At 67.6% G+C, this 16,766-nt stretch carries 11 protein-coding genes; 7 read left to right on the top strand and 4 right to left on the bottom strand.

Annotated elements, in window-relative coordinates; translation table 11 throughout:
- The first annotated feature begins 123 nt into the window (after positions 1–123).
- Entirely contained in the window at positions 124–2,601 is a 2,478-nt protein-coding gene (locus tag CLD20_RS10620) for a glycogen/starch/alpha-glucan phosphorylase (protein WP_224406600.1), read from the top strand.
- A gap of 13 nt (positions 2,602–2,614) precedes the next feature.
- Here CLD20_RS10620 and CLD20_RS10615 read toward each other — a convergent pair whose 3' ends face one another.
- Complete coding sequence (locus CLD20_RS10615; protein ID WP_224406599.1) at positions 2,615–3,523, bottom strand: DMT family transporter; 909 nt, start codon at positions 3,521–3,523, stop codon at positions 2,615–2,617.
- Between the two features lie 158 nt (positions 3,524–3,681).
- Here CLD20_RS10615 and CLD20_RS10610 point away from each other — a divergent pair, with 158 nt between their 5' ends.
- On the top strand, positions 3,682–4,326 hold the full coding sequence (locus CLD20_RS10610; RefSeq protein ID WP_224406598.1) for a bifunctional transcriptional activator/DNA repair enzyme AdaA: 645 nt from the start codon (positions 3,682–3,684) through the stop codon (positions 4,324–4,326).
- Between the two features lie 13 nt (positions 4,327–4,339).
- On the opposite strand, the gene coaBC is transcribed toward CLD20_RS10610, so the two are convergent.
- From coaBC to ubiE, 3 genes are all read right to left on the bottom strand, one after another.
- Entirely contained in the window at positions 4,340–5,554 is a 1,215-nt protein-coding gene (gene coaBC / locus CLD20_RS10605) for a bifunctional phosphopantothenoylcysteine decarboxylase/phosphopantothenate--cysteine ligase CoaBC (RefSeq protein WP_370636859.1), read from the bottom strand.
- 110 nt (positions 5,555–5,664) lie between these two features.
- Positions 5,665–7,236: a 2-polyprenylphenol 6-hydroxylase gene (gene ubiB, locus CLD20_RS10600; RefSeq protein ID WP_224406597.1), complete on the bottom strand. Its 1,572-nt coding sequence runs from the start codon at positions 7,234–7,236 to the stop codon at positions 5,665–5,667.
- Between the two features lie 22 nt (positions 7,237–7,258).
- Positions 7,259–8,008 carry a bifunctional demethylmenaquinone methyltransferase/2-methoxy-6-polyprenyl-1,4-benzoquinol methylase UbiE gene (gene ubiE / locus CLD20_RS10595; protein ID WP_224406596.1) on the bottom strand — a complete coding sequence of 250 codons (750 nt, stop codon included), beginning with the start codon at positions 8,006–8,008 and terminating at the stop codon, positions 7,259–7,261.
- A gap of 107 nt (positions 8,009–8,115) precedes the next feature.
- On the opposite strand from ubiE, the gene mutM reads away from it, so the two are divergent.
- The 5 genes from mutM to CLD20_RS10570 all read left to right on the top strand — a co-directional run bounded on the left by mutM (position 8,116) and on the right by CLD20_RS10570 (position 16,706).
- On the top strand, positions 8,116–9,006 hold the full coding sequence (gene mutM, locus CLD20_RS10590) for a bifunctional DNA-formamidopyrimidine glycosylase/DNA-(apurinic or apyrimidinic site) lyase (RefSeq protein ID WP_224406595.1): 891 nt from the start codon (positions 8,116–8,118) through the stop codon (positions 9,004–9,006).
- Between the two features lie 67 nt (positions 9,007–9,073).
- A complete protein-coding gene (locus CLD20_RS10585; RefSeq protein ID WP_224406594.1) occupies positions 9,074–9,847 on the top strand; it encodes an enoyl-CoA hydratase in 774 nt (257 codons plus the stop codon).
- A gap of 148 nt (positions 9,848–9,995) precedes the next feature.
- The gene (locus CLD20_RS10580; protein ID WP_224406593.1) at positions 9,996–10,679 is read left to right on the top strand and encodes a Crp/Fnr family transcriptional regulator; all 684 of its coding nucleotides are present in this window, start codon (positions 9,996–9,998) and stop codon (positions 10,677–10,679) included.
- 109 nt (positions 10,680–10,788) lie between these two features.
- The gene (gene putA, locus CLD20_RS10575; RefSeq protein WP_224406592.1) at positions 10,789–14,514 is read left to right on the top strand and encodes a bifunctional proline dehydrogenase/L-glutamate gamma-semialdehyde dehydrogenase PutA; all 3,726 of its coding nucleotides are present in this window, start codon (positions 10,789–10,791) and stop codon (positions 14,512–14,514) included.
- Positions 14,515–14,699: 185 nt separating this feature from the next.
- Positions 14,700–16,706: an alpha-1,4-glucan--maltose-1-phosphate maltosyltransferase gene (locus tag CLD20_RS10570; RefSeq protein ID WP_224406591.1), complete on the top strand. Its 2,007-nt coding sequence runs from the start codon at positions 14,700–14,702 to the stop codon at positions 16,704–16,706.
- The last annotated feature ends 60 nt before the right edge of the window (positions 16,707–16,766 follow it).

Here is a 16,766-nt window from a genome sequence, read left to right as displayed (position 1 = left end):
TAAGATAGTTAGCCGCTTTGCTTTATACGTTTCGCCGAAACGGCGGTGCTCGTCGAGGCCGCCGGGGCCGAAATTCGCCCTGCGGACAAGGCCGATAGAAAGACATTGCGAGGAACGCAACGAATGGACGCCAACTCTTTCGCCCCGCCCTCCCGCCGCATTTCCGGCGCCGAGGACATGCGGCGGCTGATCGTCGACAAGCTCGTCTATTCGGTCGGCAAGGACCCGGAGCATTCGGTCCGCCAGGACTGGAGCGCGGCGCTGATTCTGGCCATGCGCGACCAACTGGTCGATCGCTGGATGGCCTCCACCCGCAAGGCCTACGAACAGGACCAGAAGCGCGTCTACTATCTCTCCATGGAATTCCTGATCGGGCGCCTTCTGCGCGACACGGTCATCAATCTTGGCCTCGAGGAGCCGGTGCGCGAGGCGCTCACCATGCTCGGCCGCGACTATGAGGAGATCCTGCGCTCCGAACCCGACGCCGCCCTCGGCAATGGCGGCCTCGGACGGCTGGCGGCCTGCTTCCTGGATTCCATGTCGACGCTCGGCATCCCGGCGCATGGCTATGGCATCCGCTACGAGAACGGGCTTTTCCGCCAGAGCCTGGATGACGGCTGGCAGGCGGAGGAGCCGGAAGACTGGCTCAACACCGGCCACAACTGGGAGTTCGAGCGCCCGGAGGTCGTCTACCAGATCCCCTTCGGCGGCTCGGTCGGCGAGGATGCAAGCGGCAAGCGGGTCTGGCAGGCCAGCGAGGTGATCCTCGCCTCCGCCTTCGATACGCCGATCGCCGGCTGGCGCGGCAACCACGTCAACACGCTCCGCCTCTGGGCGGCGCGGCCGGCCAAGCGCATCGACCTCGCCAGCTTCAACCGCGGCGACTACATGAGCGCCATGGCCTCGGCGGTGCGGGCGGAGACGATCTCGCGCGTCCTCTATCCCGACGACACCACGGACGAAGGCAAGAACCTGCGTCTCAGGCAGGAATTCTTCTTCACCTCCGCCTCGCTGCAGGATCTGCTGCGCCGCTTCCTGTCGACCCACAAGGACCTCCGGCAACTGCCGGAAAAGATGGCCATCCAGCTCAACGACACGCATCCGGCGATCGCCGTGGCGGAACTGATGCGCCTTCTCGTCGACACGCACGGGATCGGCATGGATGCGGCCTACCAGATCACCCGCAACACGCTTTCCTACACCAACCACACGCTGATGCCGGAGGCGCTGGAGCGCTGGTCGCTGACGCTGTTCGGCGCGGTGCTGCCGCGGCATCTGGAGATCATCCGGTGGATCGACGAGCAGCATCTGAGGACGGCCGCGGCCGCCCAGCGTTCGCTCGACCTTGAGCGCGTGCGCATCGTCGATCATGGCAACGGCAACGGGCACGGCGTGAGGATGGGCCACCTTGCCTTCGTCGGCAGCCACCGGGTGAACGGCGTTTCGGCGCTGCATGCCGACCTGATGAAGCAGACGGTCTTCAAGGATCTCGACGCGGTCTATCCGGGCCGCATCCTCGGCGTCACCAACGGCGTCACCCCGCGACGCTGGCTGCATTCGTGCAACAAGCCGCTCAGCAGCCTTCTGATCGAGACGATCGGCGAAGCTTGGGTCGCGGACCTCGAAGCGATCGACGCCGTGGAGCCTTTTGCCGACGATGCCGGCTTCCGCGAGCGCTTTCGCGCCGCCAAGCGGGAGAACAAGGAGAAGCTTGCCGCCGAGATCCAGCAGCGGCTCGGCCTCAAGGTCTCTCCGGACGTGATGTTCGACGTACAGATCAAGCGCATGCACGAATACAAGCGCCAGCTTCTCAACATCATGGAGGCGATCGCCTATTATTTCGCCATCCGCGCCGAGCCGGAGAAGGACTGGACGCCGCGCCTCAAGATCTTCGCGGGCAAGGCCGCGCCCGGCTACCAGATGGCCAAGCTGATCATCAAGCTGATCAATGACGTGGCGCGGGCGGTCAATAGCGACGCGGTCGTCGGGGACAGGCTAAAGATCGCCTTCATCCCCAACTACAATGTCTCGCTTGCCGAGCGCATCATTCCGGCCGCCGACCTTTCGGAGCAGATCTCGACCGCCGGCATGGAAGCGTCTGGCACCGGCAACATGAAGCTTGCGCTCAATGGCGCGCTGACGATCGGCACGCTCGACGGCGCCAATGTGGAGATCTGCGAGCGCGTCGGCGAGGACAACATCCACATCTTCGGCCTCACCGCCGAGGAGGTCGCGAACTACCGCCTCTCCGGCTACGATTCGCGCGCCGTCATCGAAAGCCATCCGGTGCTGAAGAGCGTCCTCGACGCGATCGGCTCCGGGGTCTTCTCGCCCGAAGAGCCGGGCCGCTTCCGCGCCATCGTCGATCGCCTCACCTACGACGACTATTTCTTCGTCGCCGCCGATTTCGCCGCCTACCTCGATACGCAGCGGCAGGTGGACGCGGCCTTTGCCGACGAGGAGGAATGGTCGCGCCGGGCGATCCTCAACACCGCCCGTGTCGGCTGGTTCTCGGCCGACCGCGCCATCCGCGACTATGCCCGCGAGATCTGGGGCGTCGACACGCCGCCGCCCTCGGCCTTCGCGGAAGCCGCGGAGTAGCGGGCGCGGGGTCTCATTTCGGCGGTGTTACCCTTGCCGGCCAGGCGAGCGCCCCGGTCGTCACGGCAACACCCAGGAAGATCAGCACGAGACCAGCAAAAAGGGTGACGGTGAAGGCCTCGCCGAGGACCACCGCTCCCAGCAAGACGCCGAAACCGGCCCTCAGGTAGCTGCCGCTGCTGACCCCGAGGGCGCCAAGCGTCTTCACGAGGCGAAAGAAGACGATCATCGCAAGGCCCGTGGAAAAGACACCGAGGGCAGCGAGGGCGAGGAGCGCCTCCGGTGCGGGCGAAAGCGTCCATGGCCTGTCGACGAAGAGGGCGACCGGCAGCATCTCCAGCGTCGCCATCGTCATCGCCGCCGCGGCCGTCAGCGGGGCCGGCAGGTGGCCGAAGCGCCGCGCATAGATCGCCGCCAGCGCATAGCTGAGGCTCGATCCCGTCACCGCGAGCTGGCCGAGGATGCTGCTTCCCGCGGCCGCGCCGATGGCGGGACCCAGGATCACCAGGACACCGGCAAGTCCCGTCACGACGCCGACGACTTCACGCGCCCAGGCTTCGCGTTCGCGCAGCACGAAATGGGCGATCAGGAAGACGAAGATCGGCGGTGTCGCCGTCAGCAGACCGGCGAGACCGCTGTCGATGTGCAGCTCGCCCCAGCTGATCAGCATGAAGGGCAGCGCGCTCTGCAGGATGCCCTGAACGGCGAACATGCCCCAGAGACGCGGTGCCCGCGGCAGGGCGATGCCGCGGACCCTGACGAAGGCAAGGAGGAACGCCGCGCCGATCGCAAGCCGCACCAGCACGATCGTCGCCGGCGGCACCGTCGGCAGCGCGATCTTGATGAGCGTGAAGGAGCCTCCCCAGAGAAACGAGAGGAAGACGAGAAGCGCTATCTCGCCGTATCTGTCCTTGGCTGCCATTCCGCTCTCCCGCTGTCCTGAGCGGGCTTCGTGGCAGGCGCCGGGTCTCGCTTCTCGCCGCATTCGGACCTTGTCCCGGCACGAGGTCCGAATGCGGCTAGTCCCCCCCGCGCGGGGGCGGCCTAGTCCCCCCCGCGCGGGGGCGGCATAGTCCGCCCATGAAGGCAACCGGCCATCCCGATCTCGACTTTGCGACCTGCGACACGGCGCGGCTTGCGCGCGATCCGGCCTATGACGGCGTCTTCTTCACCGCCGTGCGCTCGACCCGCATCTATTGCCGGCCGGTCTGCCCCGTGCGGCCGGCGAAATCGAAGAACGTCGTCTTCTTCCCTTCCGCCGCGGCGGCCGAGGAGGCCGGCTTCCGGCCCTGCCTCAGATGCCGCCCGGAGACGGCACCCGGAAGCCCGGCCTGGCGCGGCACGGCAACGACCGTCGGGCGGGCGGTGCGGCTGATCGAGGAGGGTTTTCTCGACGAGAAAGGCGTCTCCGCGCTCGCCGAGCGGCTGGGCGTCGGCCCGCGCCATCTCGCCCGGCTCTTCGCCCGCCACATCGGCGCGAGCCCGACGCGGATGGCCGCGACGGTGCGCATCCAGAGGGCCAAACGCCTTATCGACCAAAGCGCGCTGCCGCTTTCCGCGATCGCCTTCGAGGCGGGCTTCGGCTCCATCCGCCGCTTCAACGCGGCCTTTTCGGCGTGTTACGGGCGCCCGCCCTCGGCGTTCCGGAGGAAGGCAATGACGGGATCCGGCACGCTCCCGGAGCGCAAGGCGGAGCGCCGGCCCGAAAGCCGGGCCGCGCCCTAGGCGGGATCGGCCATCAGGATTTTTCGGAGAGCATCTCGGCGGCGCGGGCGACGAGCTTCTCTGCCACATCGTCCTTGCTCATGCGTGGCCAGGCCTCGTCGGCCGAAGCGGTGACGAAATGGACGGCGTTCTCCGTCCCGCCCATGATGCCGGTCGCCGGCGAGACGTCGTTGGCGAGGATCGCGTCGCAGCCTTTTCGCGAAAGCTTTTCGCGGGCATGGGCGACGACGTTCTCCGTCTCCGCCGCAAAGCCGATGACGAGAAGAGGCCGGCGCGCATGGCGGGAGAGCGTCGCTAGAATGTCAGGGTTCTGGGTGAGCGCGAGCGCCATCTCGCTCTCCCCCGTCTTCTTCATCTTCTGATCCGCTTCCGCCGCGGCGCGCCAGTCGGCGACGGCGGCGGCCATGACGGCGATATCGGCCGGCAGCGCCTTCTCCACCGCGGCGAGCATCTCGCGCGCCGTCTCCACCCTCACCTTCTCAACGCGCGGCGGATCGGCGAGGCCGACAGGGCCGGAGACGAGCGTCACCCTGGCGCCGGCAGCTGCGAAGGCGCGCGCGATGGCATGGCCCTGGCGGCCGGAGGAGCGGTTGGCGAGATAGCGGACGGGATCGATCGGCTCGTGGGTCGGGCCGGAGGTGACGAGCACATGGCGGCCGGCGAGCGGCCCGATGCCGGCGCCGAGGATGGCTTCGATCGCAGCGAGGATCGAAGCCGGCTCGGCCATGCGGCCGAGGCCGGCCTCGCCCCTTTCGGCCATTTCGCCCTCTTCGGGGCCGACGACATGCGCGCCATCTGCCTGAAGCTGGCGGAAGTTGCGCTGGGTTGCGGCATGCGCCCACATTTTCGGGTTCATCGCCGGCGCGAGGAGAAGCGGGCCGTCGCGGGCGAGAAGCACGGCACCGGCGAGGTCGTCGGCGATCCCCGCCGCCATCTTCGCCATGCGGTCGGCCGTCGCCGGGGCGACGACGATGAGATCGGCTTCGCGGGCGAGCCGGATATGGCCGATATCCATCTCCGCCTCACGGTCGAAAAGACCGGTATGGACGGGGCCATGGCTGAGCGCGCCGGCGGCGAGCGGGGTGACGAATTCCTCCCCGGCCCTGGTGATGACGACGCGCAGCTCCACACCCGCCTTCTTCATCAGGCGGATCAGTTCCAGCGACTTGTAGGCCGCGATGCCTCCCCCGATGACGAGGAGGATGCGCCTCTTGGTCAGCGTCGTCACCTCAAGCACCCCCGGCCGAGATCGGCCGATCCCTCAGATTCGTCCGCGGCGGAAGATAGGCGAGAAGGGTTACGCAATCCAATGCGCCCGCATTTCCAAGGCTTCGCGGCCTAGCCGAGGACGCCGATGCCGGCGATGACGACGAGCGCGATCACGCCCACGCGGACCGCCCAACGGGTCCAGAAGAGCTCTTTCGCCGAGGAATCGGCGAGACGGTCCACCGTCTCGTCGTCGATCTTGATGCCGCCGGCCGAAAAGGCGGCGAGGCGATCGACGGCCGATTCCACCCGCGTCAGCGTGTCGGGCAGGCGTTCCACGAAGGCGCCGAGCTGGCGGACGGTATCGGCCGCCTCCTCCAGGCGCCCGGCGGGGCCGAGATGGCGGGTCATCCATTCGGTGACGACCGGATCGGCGGCCGCCCACATGTTGAAGTCCGGGTCGAGGCGGCGGGCGACGCCCTCCACCACGACCATCGTCTTCTGCAGGAGGATGAGCTCCGGCCGGGTCTGCATGTTGAAGAGCGCCGTCACCTCGAAGAGGAGGCCGAGGAGGCGCGCCATGGAGATCTCGCTGGCGCGCTGGCCCTGGATCGGCTCGCCGATCGCCCGCAGCGCCTGGGCGAAATCCTCCGCCGAATGGATCGGCGGCACGTAGCCGACCTCGATGTGCAGCTTGGCGATCTTCAGATAGTCGCGCTTGATGAAGCAGTAGATCACCTGGGCGAGGAAGCGGCGCTCCTTCGGGCCGATGCGGCCCATGATGCCGAGATCCACGGCGACGAGATTGCCGTCATAGTCGACGAAGAGGTTTCCCTCGTGCATGTCGGCATGGAAGAAGCCGTCGCGCAGCGCGTTCCTCAGGAAGGACTGGACGACGATACGGGCAAGGTTCTGCCGGTCGATGCCCGCTTCGATGATGGCGGCGGTATTGCGCAGCTTGATGCCGTCGATCCACTCCATCGTCAGGACGTCGCGGCCCGTGCAGGTCCAGTCGACGACCGGCACGCGAAAATCGGTGTCGGCGGCGATGTTCTCGGAAAGCTCCGAATAGGCGGCCGCCTCCAGGCGCAGATCCATTTCCAGGAGCACGGTGCGCTCCAGCGTCTGCACCACGGCCACCGGCTTCAGCCGCTTGCCCTCCGAGGAAAGGCCCTCGAGGAAATGCGCGCCGGCGTAGAAGGTCTCCAGGTCGCGCTGGAAGCCGCCGCGCACATGCGGGCGCAGCACCTTGACGGCGACGTGGCGCTCCTCGCCGTCGACGAGCATCGTGGCGTGATGCACCTGCGCGATCGAGGCGGCGGCGACAGGCTCTGAGAACGAGGCGAAGACCTCCTCCACCGAGCGACCGAGATTGACGGCGATGATCGCCTTGGCCTCTTCCGTCGGGAAAGGCGGCATCTCGTCCTTCAGGCCCGACAGGGCCTCGGCGGCGTCGTAGCCGACGATATCGGGGCGGGTTCCGAGGAACTGGCCGAGCTTCACATAGGAGGGCCCGAGCTTGTGCAGGCGCGCCGACAGGCGCCTGCCGCGCTCCGTATCGGTGAGGCCGCGCGGCTCGAACAGGCGCAGGAAGCGCACGGCGCGCGCGGCCGCCGGCGGCAGCTCATCGAGATCGACGAAGCCGAGCGCGCCGGCCCGAACGATATGAAACCCCGCCCAGACAAGGCGGAAGAGATTGAACACGCTGGCGACCCTGGCCCTCTGCTTAGAGCTTCCATCCGGAATGGAGAGCGACGATGCCTGCCGTATAGTCGCGATAGCTCACCCGCTCAAAGCCCGCATCGCCGATCATGCCGGCAAAGCGCTCCTTGTTGGGGAAGACGCGGATCGATTCCACCAGATACTGGTAGGAGGCGCGGTCGCCCGTCACCACACGGCCGATGGCCGGGATGACGTGGAAGGAATAGGCCTCATAGGCCTCGCGCACCAGCGGCATGGAGACAGGCGTGAATTCCAGGCAAAGAAAGCGTCCGCCCGGCTTCAGCACGCGGAAGGCCTCCGACAGCGCCTTGTCGAGCCGCGGCACGTTGCGAATGCCGAAGGCGATCGTATAGGCGTCGAAGCTCTGATCCTCGAAAGGCAGCTCCTCTGCATTGGCCTCCACGTAGTTGAAGTTGGCGTTGCGGCGCTTTTCGGCGCGCTCGCGGCAGACTTCCAGCATGGAGGCGTTGATGTCGGAGACCGTGACCTCGGCATGGCCGCGCGAGCGGTCGGCGATGCGGAAGGCGATGTCGCCGGTGCCGCCCGCCACGTCGAGCACCTTGTAGGGGCGGCCGGAATGGGGCGGGGCGAGCCAGGAGACCATGGCATTCTTCCACAGCCGGTGCAGCCCGCCCGACATCAGGTCGTTCATGACGTCGTAGCGCTTGGCGACCGAATGGAAGACCCCGTCCACACGGCCCTGCTTTTCCTCCATGGCTATCTCCTGATAGCCGAAGCGGGTCTTCTCGCTCATCTGAATTCCTCTGAAACTGCCGGACTTGCCGTTGGCGGGTAAATGTGGCCGGACCATAACCAATGCCATCCCGCCGCGCCATGCGGCGAGGCGCAAGAGGAGGATCGATGCCCGAACTACCGGAAGTGGAGACGATCAGGCGCGGGCTCGCCCCGGTTCTGGAAGGGCGCCGGATCGAGAAGGTAGAGCTGCGCCGCCCGGATCTGCGCTTTCCCCTTCCCGCCGGCTTCGCCGGGCGGCTCGCCGGAAGGCGGATCGACCATGTCGGGCGGCGGGCGAAATACCTCCTGGTGGAGACAGACACCGCGGAGGGCGGGCCCATCCTCGTTATGCATCTCGGCATGACCGGCTCATTCCGGTTCGAGGGCGCGGTGGAGATGACGCCCGCCGACGGGCGCTATTTCGAGGGAAAGAAAAAGAGCGAGCACGACCATGTCGTCTTCCACCTTTCCGGCGACACGCGTCTCGTCTTCAACGATGCGCGCCGCTTCGGCTTCATGGATATCGCTGAGGCCGGAAGGCTTTCGGAGCACCCGCTCTTTTCCCATCTCGGCGTCGAGCCGACCGGCAATGCTCTCAGCCCGGCCTGGCTGGCGCAAAGACTTTCCGGCCGCAAGGCGCCGCTCAAATCCGCGCTGATGGACCAGCGGCTCGTCGCCGGGCTCGGCAACATCTATGTCTGCGAGGCGCTGTGGCGGGCAAAGCTCTCGCCGAGGCGGGCAGCCGGCTCGCTGGTGCGCAAGGATGGCGCGCCGACGAAGCGGCTCGAGGCCCTCGTCGCCGCGATCCGCGAGGTGATCGACGACGCGGTGACGGCCGGCGGCTCCTCGCTGCGCGACTACGTGCACACGGACGGCACGGTCGGTCGCTTCCAGGAGAGCTTTGCCGTCTACGACCGCGAGGGCGATCCCTGCCCGCGGCTTTCCTGCGCGGGCGTCGTTGCCCGCATCACCCAGTCCGGGCGATCGACCTTCTTCTGCCCGGTCTGCCAGCGGTAGGGGCTGCCGCCTTGCCGGACCTGCGGAAGCGGGCTACGCATTTTCGAGCAGCCTCAGGGAGGGGACAATGGGCTACGACCACATCCTCGTCGAAAAGCGCGGAAATGCCGGCCTGATCACGCTCAACCGGCAGAGCGCCCTCAACGCGCTCTGCGCCGGGCTCGTGGAGGAGCTCAACCAGGCCCTCGACGATTTCGAGGCCGACGACAAGATCGGCGCCATCGTCATCACCGGCTCTGAAAAGGCCTTCGCCGCCGGCGCCGACATCAAGGAAATGAAGGATCTCGATTTCGTCAGCGCCTATCGCGGGAATTTCATTTCCGAATGGGACAAGGTCGGCCAGCGCCGCAAGCCGCTGATCGCGGCCGTCGCCGGCTACGCGCTCGGCGGGGGCTGCGAACTCGCCATGATGTGCGACTTCATCATCGCGGCGGAGACGGCGAAGTTCGGCCAGCCGGAAATCACCCTCGGCGTCATGCCGGGCTCGGGCGGCACGCAGCGCCTCACCCGCTTCGTCGGCAAGGCGAAGGCCATGGATATGTGCCTAACGGGCCGCCTGATGGACGCCGAGGAGGCGGAGCGCGCCGGCCTCGTCTCGCGCATCGTGCCGGCGGGCGACCTTCTGGAAGAGGCGGTGAAGGCGGCGCAGAAGATCGCGTCCTTCTCGCTGCCGGCGGTGATGATGACCAAGGAAAGCGTCAACCGCGCCTACGAGACGACCCTGGCGGAGGGCGTCCGCTTCGAGCGGCGGCTCTTCCATGCCCTGTTCGCCACGGAAGACCAGAAGGAAGGCATGACCGCCTTCGTGGAGAAGCGCGAGCCGCAGTTCCGCAACCGGTAGCCGGGAGCGGCCCAAGCGCCTCGCCAAGGGGCCCCAAAGGTCCGTTTTGGTTCGATAAACCGCCTGCCGCCGGGCCGGAGCGCTTGCCAAGTGCGGCGCGCCGCCGCACGATGGCCATCATTCTGGCTGGCGAGGGGCCGTCGGCGACATGGACGATTTGAGGGCCATCCCCCTTTTCAAGGACCTTGGCGAGGACCGTGCCAAGGCGGTGGCGGCGCGTTGCCTTTGGCGCAACTATGACACCAACGAGCTGATCATCGACTACGAGGACGAGTCGGACGAGGTGCATTTCGTCCTCTCGGGCAAGTGCCGCGTTCTCTTTCGCTCCCCGACGGGCCGGGAGATCATCCTCGGCGAACTCGGGGAAGGCACGTATTTCGGCGAGCTTGCGGCGATCGACGGCACGCCCCGTTCCGCCAACGTCACCGCCATGCACCGTTCGCGGCTCTGCATCATGCCCGGCAGGCTCTTCATGGACCTTGCGACCGAGGTGCCTTCCGTCAGCCGCCACATGCTTTCCAACCTCGCGACCCTCATCCGCGGCCTCAATGCGCGGCTGGCGGAGCATTCCTTCCTGCAGACCAAGGAACGCCTCTACGCCGAGCTCCTGCGCCAGTCGAAGTCCCGTTCCGGCCATGGCGCGCAGCGCATCGTCTCGCCGCCGCCCTTCCACCACGACCTCGCCAACCGCATCGGCTGCCGGCGGGAAGTGGTCTCGCGCGAACTCTCGGCGCTCGCCAAGGCAGGCCTGACGGAAAAAAGCCGCGGCGGGCTCATCCTGTGCGACCCGGACGAGCTCAACCGCCGCATCTCCAAGGCGATGGAGCGCTAGGGCCTTTCAGGGCCATCGGATGAAGGGCCGAGCGACTTCGTCCTTTCGCCCCGTTGAAACGCCCCCCTCTTCTGACGCAGCATCGGCATGACCTGCCGAGCGGAGAACCATGCCCAAAGACCTTCGCGACGCCATCCGCGCCGCGCCCTTCCAGGATGAAGCCGACGTCGTCGCCAGCCGCCTTGCCGCTCTCGGGCTCGGCGAAGAGGCCCGTGAGCGGGCCGTCCGGCGCGCCGCCGGCATGGTGGAGGGGCTGCGGGCCGACCCCGCGCCCCATCTGATGGAGCGCTTCCTTTCCGAATACGGGCTCTCGACCGACGAGGGCGTCGCGCTGATGTGCCTGGCGGAAGCCTATCTGCGGGTCCCCGACGCGCATACGCTCGACGCGCTCATCCGCGACAAGATCGGCGGGGCCGATTGGGGCCAGCATCGCGGCACCGCCGATTCGCTCCTGCTCAACGCCTCCTCCTGGGGGCTGATGCTGACGGGCCGCCTCTACGGCGCCGAGACGGGCGGCGAGCAGGCCGAGGCGCATCTCATCCATACGATGCGCCGGCTCGTCATGCGCGTCGGCGAACCGGTCGTGCGCACCGCCGTGGCGCAGGCGATGAAGATGCTCGGGGCGCAGTTCGTTCTCGGCCGCAATATCGAGGAGGCGATGCGGCGCGCGGCGCCGATGCGCCAGAAGGGCTACCGCTATTCCTACGACATGCTCGGCGAGGCGGCGCGCACCGCCGAGGACGCCGAGCGCTATTTCCGCTCCTATTCCGACGCCATCTCCGCCATCGGCAAGGAATCGGGCACCGGCGACATCGTCTCGCGGCCGTCGATCTCGGTGAAGCTCTCGGCGCTGCATCCACGCTACGAGACGGTGCAGAGAAAGCGCGTCCTCGCCGAGCTCGCGCCGCGTCTCGGCGCCCTCATCGGCCTTGCCCGCCGCGCCGGGATCGGCCTTTCCGTCGATGCGGAGGAGGCGGACCGGCTGGACATCTCTCTCGATGTGGTGGAGGCCGCGCTCGCCGGCGACGAGGCGGCGGGATGGGACGGCTTCGGGCTCGTCGTGCAGGCCTTTGCCAAGACCTCACAGCCGGTGCTGGAATGGGCGGGCGCCTTCGCGAAGCAACGCGGAGCGCGCATGCCGGTGCGGCTGGTGAAGGGCGCCTACTGGGACTACGAGATCAAGCTCGCGCAGACGCTCGGCATCGAGGCCTATCCGGTCTTCACCCGCAAGGCGACGACCGACGTGTCCTATCTCGCCGGGGCGCGGCTCCTCCTGTCGCAGCCCGAGTGGATCTATCCGCAGTTCGCCACGCACAACGCCCATACCGCGGCGGCGATCCTGGAGATCGCGGAGCCGGACGCGCCGTTCGAGTTCCAGCGCCTGCACGGCATGGGCGAGGCGCTGCACGCCCGGTTGATGAAGGAGACGGGAAAGCCCTGCCGCGTCTACGCCCCGGTCGGCATCCACAAGGACCTGCTTGCCTACCTGGTCCGGCGGCTCCTCGAAAACGGCGCCAATTCCTCCTTCGTGCACCAGCTTCTCGACGAGGAGGTGCCCGCCGAAAGGCTCGTCGCCGACCCGATCTCCAGGGTGGAGAGGGCAAGCCCCGTGGCGCATGCGCATATCCCGCTGCCGCCCGACCTCTACCAGCCGGTGCGGCGCAATTCGAAGGGCTGGAACATCAACAATCCGCGCGACCTCGCCGCGCTCGAAGAGGCGATGACGCCCTTCCTGGAAAAGCGATGGGAAGCGGCGCCGCTCGTCGGCGGAGAGACGAAGCCCGGCACGGCGCGCGACATCTTCAATCCGGCGCATCCCTCGCAGAAGGTCGGCACCGTCACGGAGGCGGATGCGGAGACGGCGCGACAGGCCATTGAAGTCGCCGGCAGGGCGGCGCCGGCATGGCGGGCACGGCCCGCCGGGGAGCGGGCGGAGATTTTGGAGCGGGCGGCCGACCTCTACGAGGCGCACGCGCCGGAGCTGATGGCGCTCGCCACGCGCGAGGCCGGCAAGACGCGGCTCGACGGCATCCTGGAAGTGCGCGAGGCGGTCGACTTCCTGCGCTACTACGCCTGCGAGGCGCGGCGCATTCTCGGTCCCGACGTTGCAGAAGGCGAAAGACGCGAGGGGCGTGGTGTATTCGTGTGCATCTCGCCCTGGAATTTTCCGCTCGCCATCTTCACCGGCCAGATCTCCGCCGCGCTCGCCGCCGGCAACGCCGTGATCGCCAAACCGGCCGAGCAGACGGCGCTGATGGCGGCAAAGGCCGTCTCGCTGCTGCACGAGGCCGGCATCCCGGGAGATGTTCTCCATCTCGTGCCGGGGGCCGGCGGCAGCGTCGGCGCGGCGCTCACCTCCGACCCCGGCATTGCCGGCGTCTGTTTCACCGGCTCGACCGAGACGGCGATCCTCATCGACCGCTCGCTCGCCGAAAACGGGCCGGCCCGCGCGCCGCTCATCGCCGAGACGGGCGGCCTCAACGCCATGATCGTCGATTCCACCGCCCTGCCGGAGCATGCGGTGCGCGACATCGTCGCCTCCGCCTTCCAGTCGGCTGGCCAGCGCTGCTCGGCGCTCAGGGCCCTCTTCGTACAGGAGGAAATCGCCCAGCCTCTGCTGACGATGCTGGAGGGCGCGGCACGCGAGCTCGTCGTCGCCGATCCCTGGGAGCCGGCCACCGACGTCGGACCGGTGATCGACGCGGAGGCGCGCGAGACCATCCTGGCGCATGTCGAGAAGCTGAAAGGCGAGGGGCGGCTCCTCTTCGAGCATCCTGGCGCGCCCAACGAAGGCACCTTCGTGCCGCCCGTGGCGCTCAGCCTCGAGCGCTTCTCGCAGCTCGGCCAGGAGATCTTCGGGCCCGTACTCCACGTCATCCGCTTCAAGGCGAAGGATCTCGACAAGGTTGTCGAGGAGATCAACGCCGCCGGCTACGGCCTCACCCTCGGCATCCATTCGCGCGTCGACCAGCGGGTGGAGCGCATCTGCGACCGCGCCCATGTCGGCAACATCTACGTCAACCGCAACCAGATCGGCGCCGTGGTCGGCGTGCAGCCCTTCGGCGGCGAGGGGCTTTCCGGCACCGGTCCGAAAGCGGGCGGGCCGCACTACCTGACGCGGTTCACGCGACCGGTCGTGCCGCCCTCTGAGGGAGAGGCGCCCGCCCGGCCGGCCGCAAAGCCGGCCGAGACGATGTCGCTGGAAGAATTCGCCAAGCTGCCGCCCGCCGCGGGCTGGGAAGAGAACTCGGCCCGCATCATGGTGCTGGCGAGCGCCGCCGGCTCCCTGCCGGAAGACGCGGAGGCGACGGCGCGGGCCGCCATCGAGGCGGCGCAGCCGGAGATCGCCGGCGTTCTCGCCCTGCCCGGCCCGACCGGCGAGGCGAACCGCCTGGCGCTCGCGCCGCGCGGCGTCGCGCTCTGCCTCGGCGGGGGCGACGGAAGCGCGCTCCTCAAACAGACCGTGACGGCGCTGGCCGCCGGCAACCGCGTCGTCATCCCGGCGCGCCTTGCCGACGACGCGGTGACGGCACTGGCGAGCGCGCTCGCCGAGCTCTTCCAGCCGAAACGGCTCATCGTGTTCCTGGAAGGCGAGCCGGCCGAGCTGGCGGCGAAGCTGCCGCGGCTCGGCCTTGTCGTCTACGAGGTGCAGACCGCGCCCGGCGACACGACGGCGCGCGAGATCCGGCGGGCGATCGCCGGGCGCGCCGGCCAGCGGGTGCCGCTCCTGTCGCTCGCCGACGGCGTTGCCCTCTTCTCCACCGAGAGGGTCGTCTCCATCGACACGACGGCCTCCGGCGGCAATGCGACCCTCCTGACGCTGCCGGAGGATTGAGGCGGACCCGCAATTGGCCGAAGGAACAAGGCCGTAACCGACATTCGCCTGCAACTCTCTGGGGACTAGACTGTTAGGAACCTAACGAGGCGCTGGACCTGCGGGCCCGGCGACCTAGCTCGAATCCTGTCGCCTGCGCCGCCGAAACGCGCCGCAGGCTTTTGAAAGCCGACACGAAGGAAAGCATGCAGAAAGGCCTCAAAACAGCAGACCGCCTCCTCCTCGCCCTCGCTGACAACCGTGTCGCCATCGAAGCGGTCACGCCCGAAATCGATGGCGGGCGCTTCGCCGCCAAGGCCGCCCTCGGCGAGATCGTCGTCGTGGAGGCCGATATCTTCTGCGACGGCCACGACGTGATCGACGCGGCGCTGCTGACGCGCAGGAAGGGGGATTCCAACTGGGCGGAAACGCCCATGCACCCGTTCGAGAACGACCGCTGGCGCGCCACTTTCAGCCCCGACGAGAACACCACCTACGAATATACGATCATGGCCTGGCGCGATCTCTTCGCCGCCTGGCGCCGCGACGTCGCCAAGAAGCAGGCGGCCGGGCTGGACCTTTCGCTGGAGCTGGAGGAAGGCTTCCGCCTCGTGCGCCGGACGCTGGAGGAGAGCGAGAGGCTGAGGCCGGAGGGCCGGGCCGGCCTGCAGATCGCCGTGGAGCAGCTGGAGCAGATCGCCGATCCCGGCGAGAAATTCTCGCGCCTCATGGGCGAGGACCTGCTCGCCACGATGACAGAGGGCGGCCTGAGATCCAACGTCTCCTACTACCTGCGGGTGCTGGAGCTTTTCGTCGACCGCAAACGCGCCGCCTTCTCGGCCTGGTACGAGGTGTTTCCCCGTTCCATGTCGGGCGATCCGGCAAGGCACGGCACCTTCGACGACGTGATCGAGCGCCTTCCCTATGTGCGCGACCTCGGCTTCGACGTCCTCTACTTCCCGCCCATCCACCCGATCGGAACGACCAACCGCAAGGGGCGCAACAACTCGCTCAAGGCGCGGCCGGACGATCCGGGAAGCCCCTACGCCATCGGCTCGAAGGAAGGCGGCCATGACGCCATCCATCCCGAGCTCGGCACGTTCGAGGATTTCGACCGGCTGGTGGAAGCGACGCATGCCGCGGGACTGGAGATCGCCCTCGACTTCGCCATCCAGTGCTCGCCCGACCATCCTTGGATCAAGGAGCATCCGGAATGGTTCGACTGGCGGCCGGACGGGACGATCAAGTTCGCCGAGAATCCGCCGAAGAAGTACGAGGACATCGTCAACGTCCACTTCTACCGCGACGCCATCCCCGGCCTCTGGTACGCGCTGCGCGACACCGTGCTGCTGTGGGCCGAGCACGGCGTGAAGATCTTTCGCGTCGACAATCCGCACACCAAGCCGCTTCCCTTCTGGGAATGGCTGATCGCCGAGGTGCGGGCCCGCTATCCGGAAACGATCTTCCTCGCCGAGGCCTTCACGCGGCCGAAAATGATGAAGCGGCTCGGCAAGGTCGGCTACACCCAGTCCTACTCCTACTTCACCTGGCGCAATACCAAGCAGGAGCTGACGGAGTATCTGACGGAGCTGACGCGGACGGAATGCCGCCACTACATGCGGCCGAACTTCTTCGTCAACACGCCCGACATCAACCCGACCTACCTGCAGCAAAGCGGGCGGGCGGGCTTTCAGGTCCGGCTCTTCCTCGCCGCCACGCTGGGCACCAATTACGGCGTCTATAACGGCTTCGAGCTGTGCGAGGCGGCCGCCATCCCCGGCAAGGAGGAGTACCTCGATTCGGAGAAGTACGAGATCCGCGCCTGGGACTACGACAGGCCCGGCCACATCAAGGACGACATCCGCCGCCTCAATGCGCTGCGCAACAGCCATCCGGCATTGCAGCAGTTCAAGAACCTCACCTTCTTCAACGCCTACAACGATGCGATCTTGTACTACGGAAAATACACCGACGACCTCTCCGACTTCCTCCTGTTCGCCGTGAACCTCGACCCGCAGAACGCGCAGGGCGCGCAGTTCGAGGTGCCGCTGTGGGAGTTCGGCCTTTCCGACGACGCGCCGGTCCTGGGAGAGGACCTCGTCGTCTCCCGCCGCTTCGTCTGGCAGGGCAAGATGCAGCACATCTGGCTGAACCCTTCGGAACGGACCTACGCCGTCTGGCGCCTCATCCCGCCGCAGGAGAGGCTGGCATGAACGACGAGACCCCGATCAAACCAATTGAGTCGGTTTCGGCCGAAGCTCGCACCAAATCCA

The sequence above is a fragment of the Afifella sp. IM 167 genome, from assembly GCF_020144925.1.
Lineage (GTDB): Bacteria > Pseudomonadota > Alphaproteobacteria > Rhizobiales > Afifellaceae > Afifella.
This window is presented reverse-complemented; position numbering and strand designations above follow the sequence as displayed.

What these genes read in the sequence shown, in the direction of transcription:
- CLD20_RS10620 (WP_224406600.1), top strand. Translation starts at nt 124, where the DNA reads ATGGACGCCAACTCTTTCGCCCCGCCCTCCCGCCGCATTTCCGGCGCC.
- CLD20_RS10615 (WP_224406599.1), bottom strand. Translation starts at nt 3,523, where the DNA reads ATGGCAGCCAAGGACAGATACGGCGAGATAGCGCTTCTCGTCTTCCTC.
- CLD20_RS10610 (WP_224406598.1), top strand. Translation starts at nt 3,682, where the DNA reads ATGAAGGCAACCGGCCATCCCGATCTCGACTTTGCGACCTGCGACACG.
- ubiE (WP_224406596.1), bottom strand. Translation starts at nt 8,008, where the DNA reads ATGAGCGAGAAGACCCGCTTCGGCTATCAGGAGATAGCCATGGAGGAA.
- mutM (WP_224406595.1), top strand. Translation starts at nt 8,116, where the DNA reads ATGCCCGAACTACCGGAAGTGGAGACGATCAGGCGCGGGCTCGCCCCG.
- CLD20_RS10585 (WP_224406594.1), top strand. Translation starts at nt 9,074, where the DNA reads ATGGGCTACGACCACATCCTCGTCGAAAAGCGCGGAAATGCCGGCCTG.
- CLD20_RS10580 (WP_224406593.1), top strand. Translation starts at nt 9,996, where the DNA reads ATGGACGATTTGAGGGCCATCCCCCTTTTCAAGGACCTTGGCGAGGAC.
- putA (WP_224406592.1), top strand. Translation starts at nt 10,789, where the DNA reads ATGCCCAAAGACCTTCGCGACGCCATCCGCGCCGCGCCCTTCCAGGAT.
- CLD20_RS10570 (WP_224406591.1), top strand. Translation starts at nt 14,700, where the DNA reads ATGCAGAAAGGCCTCAAAACAGCAGACCGCCTCCTCCTCGCCCTCGCT.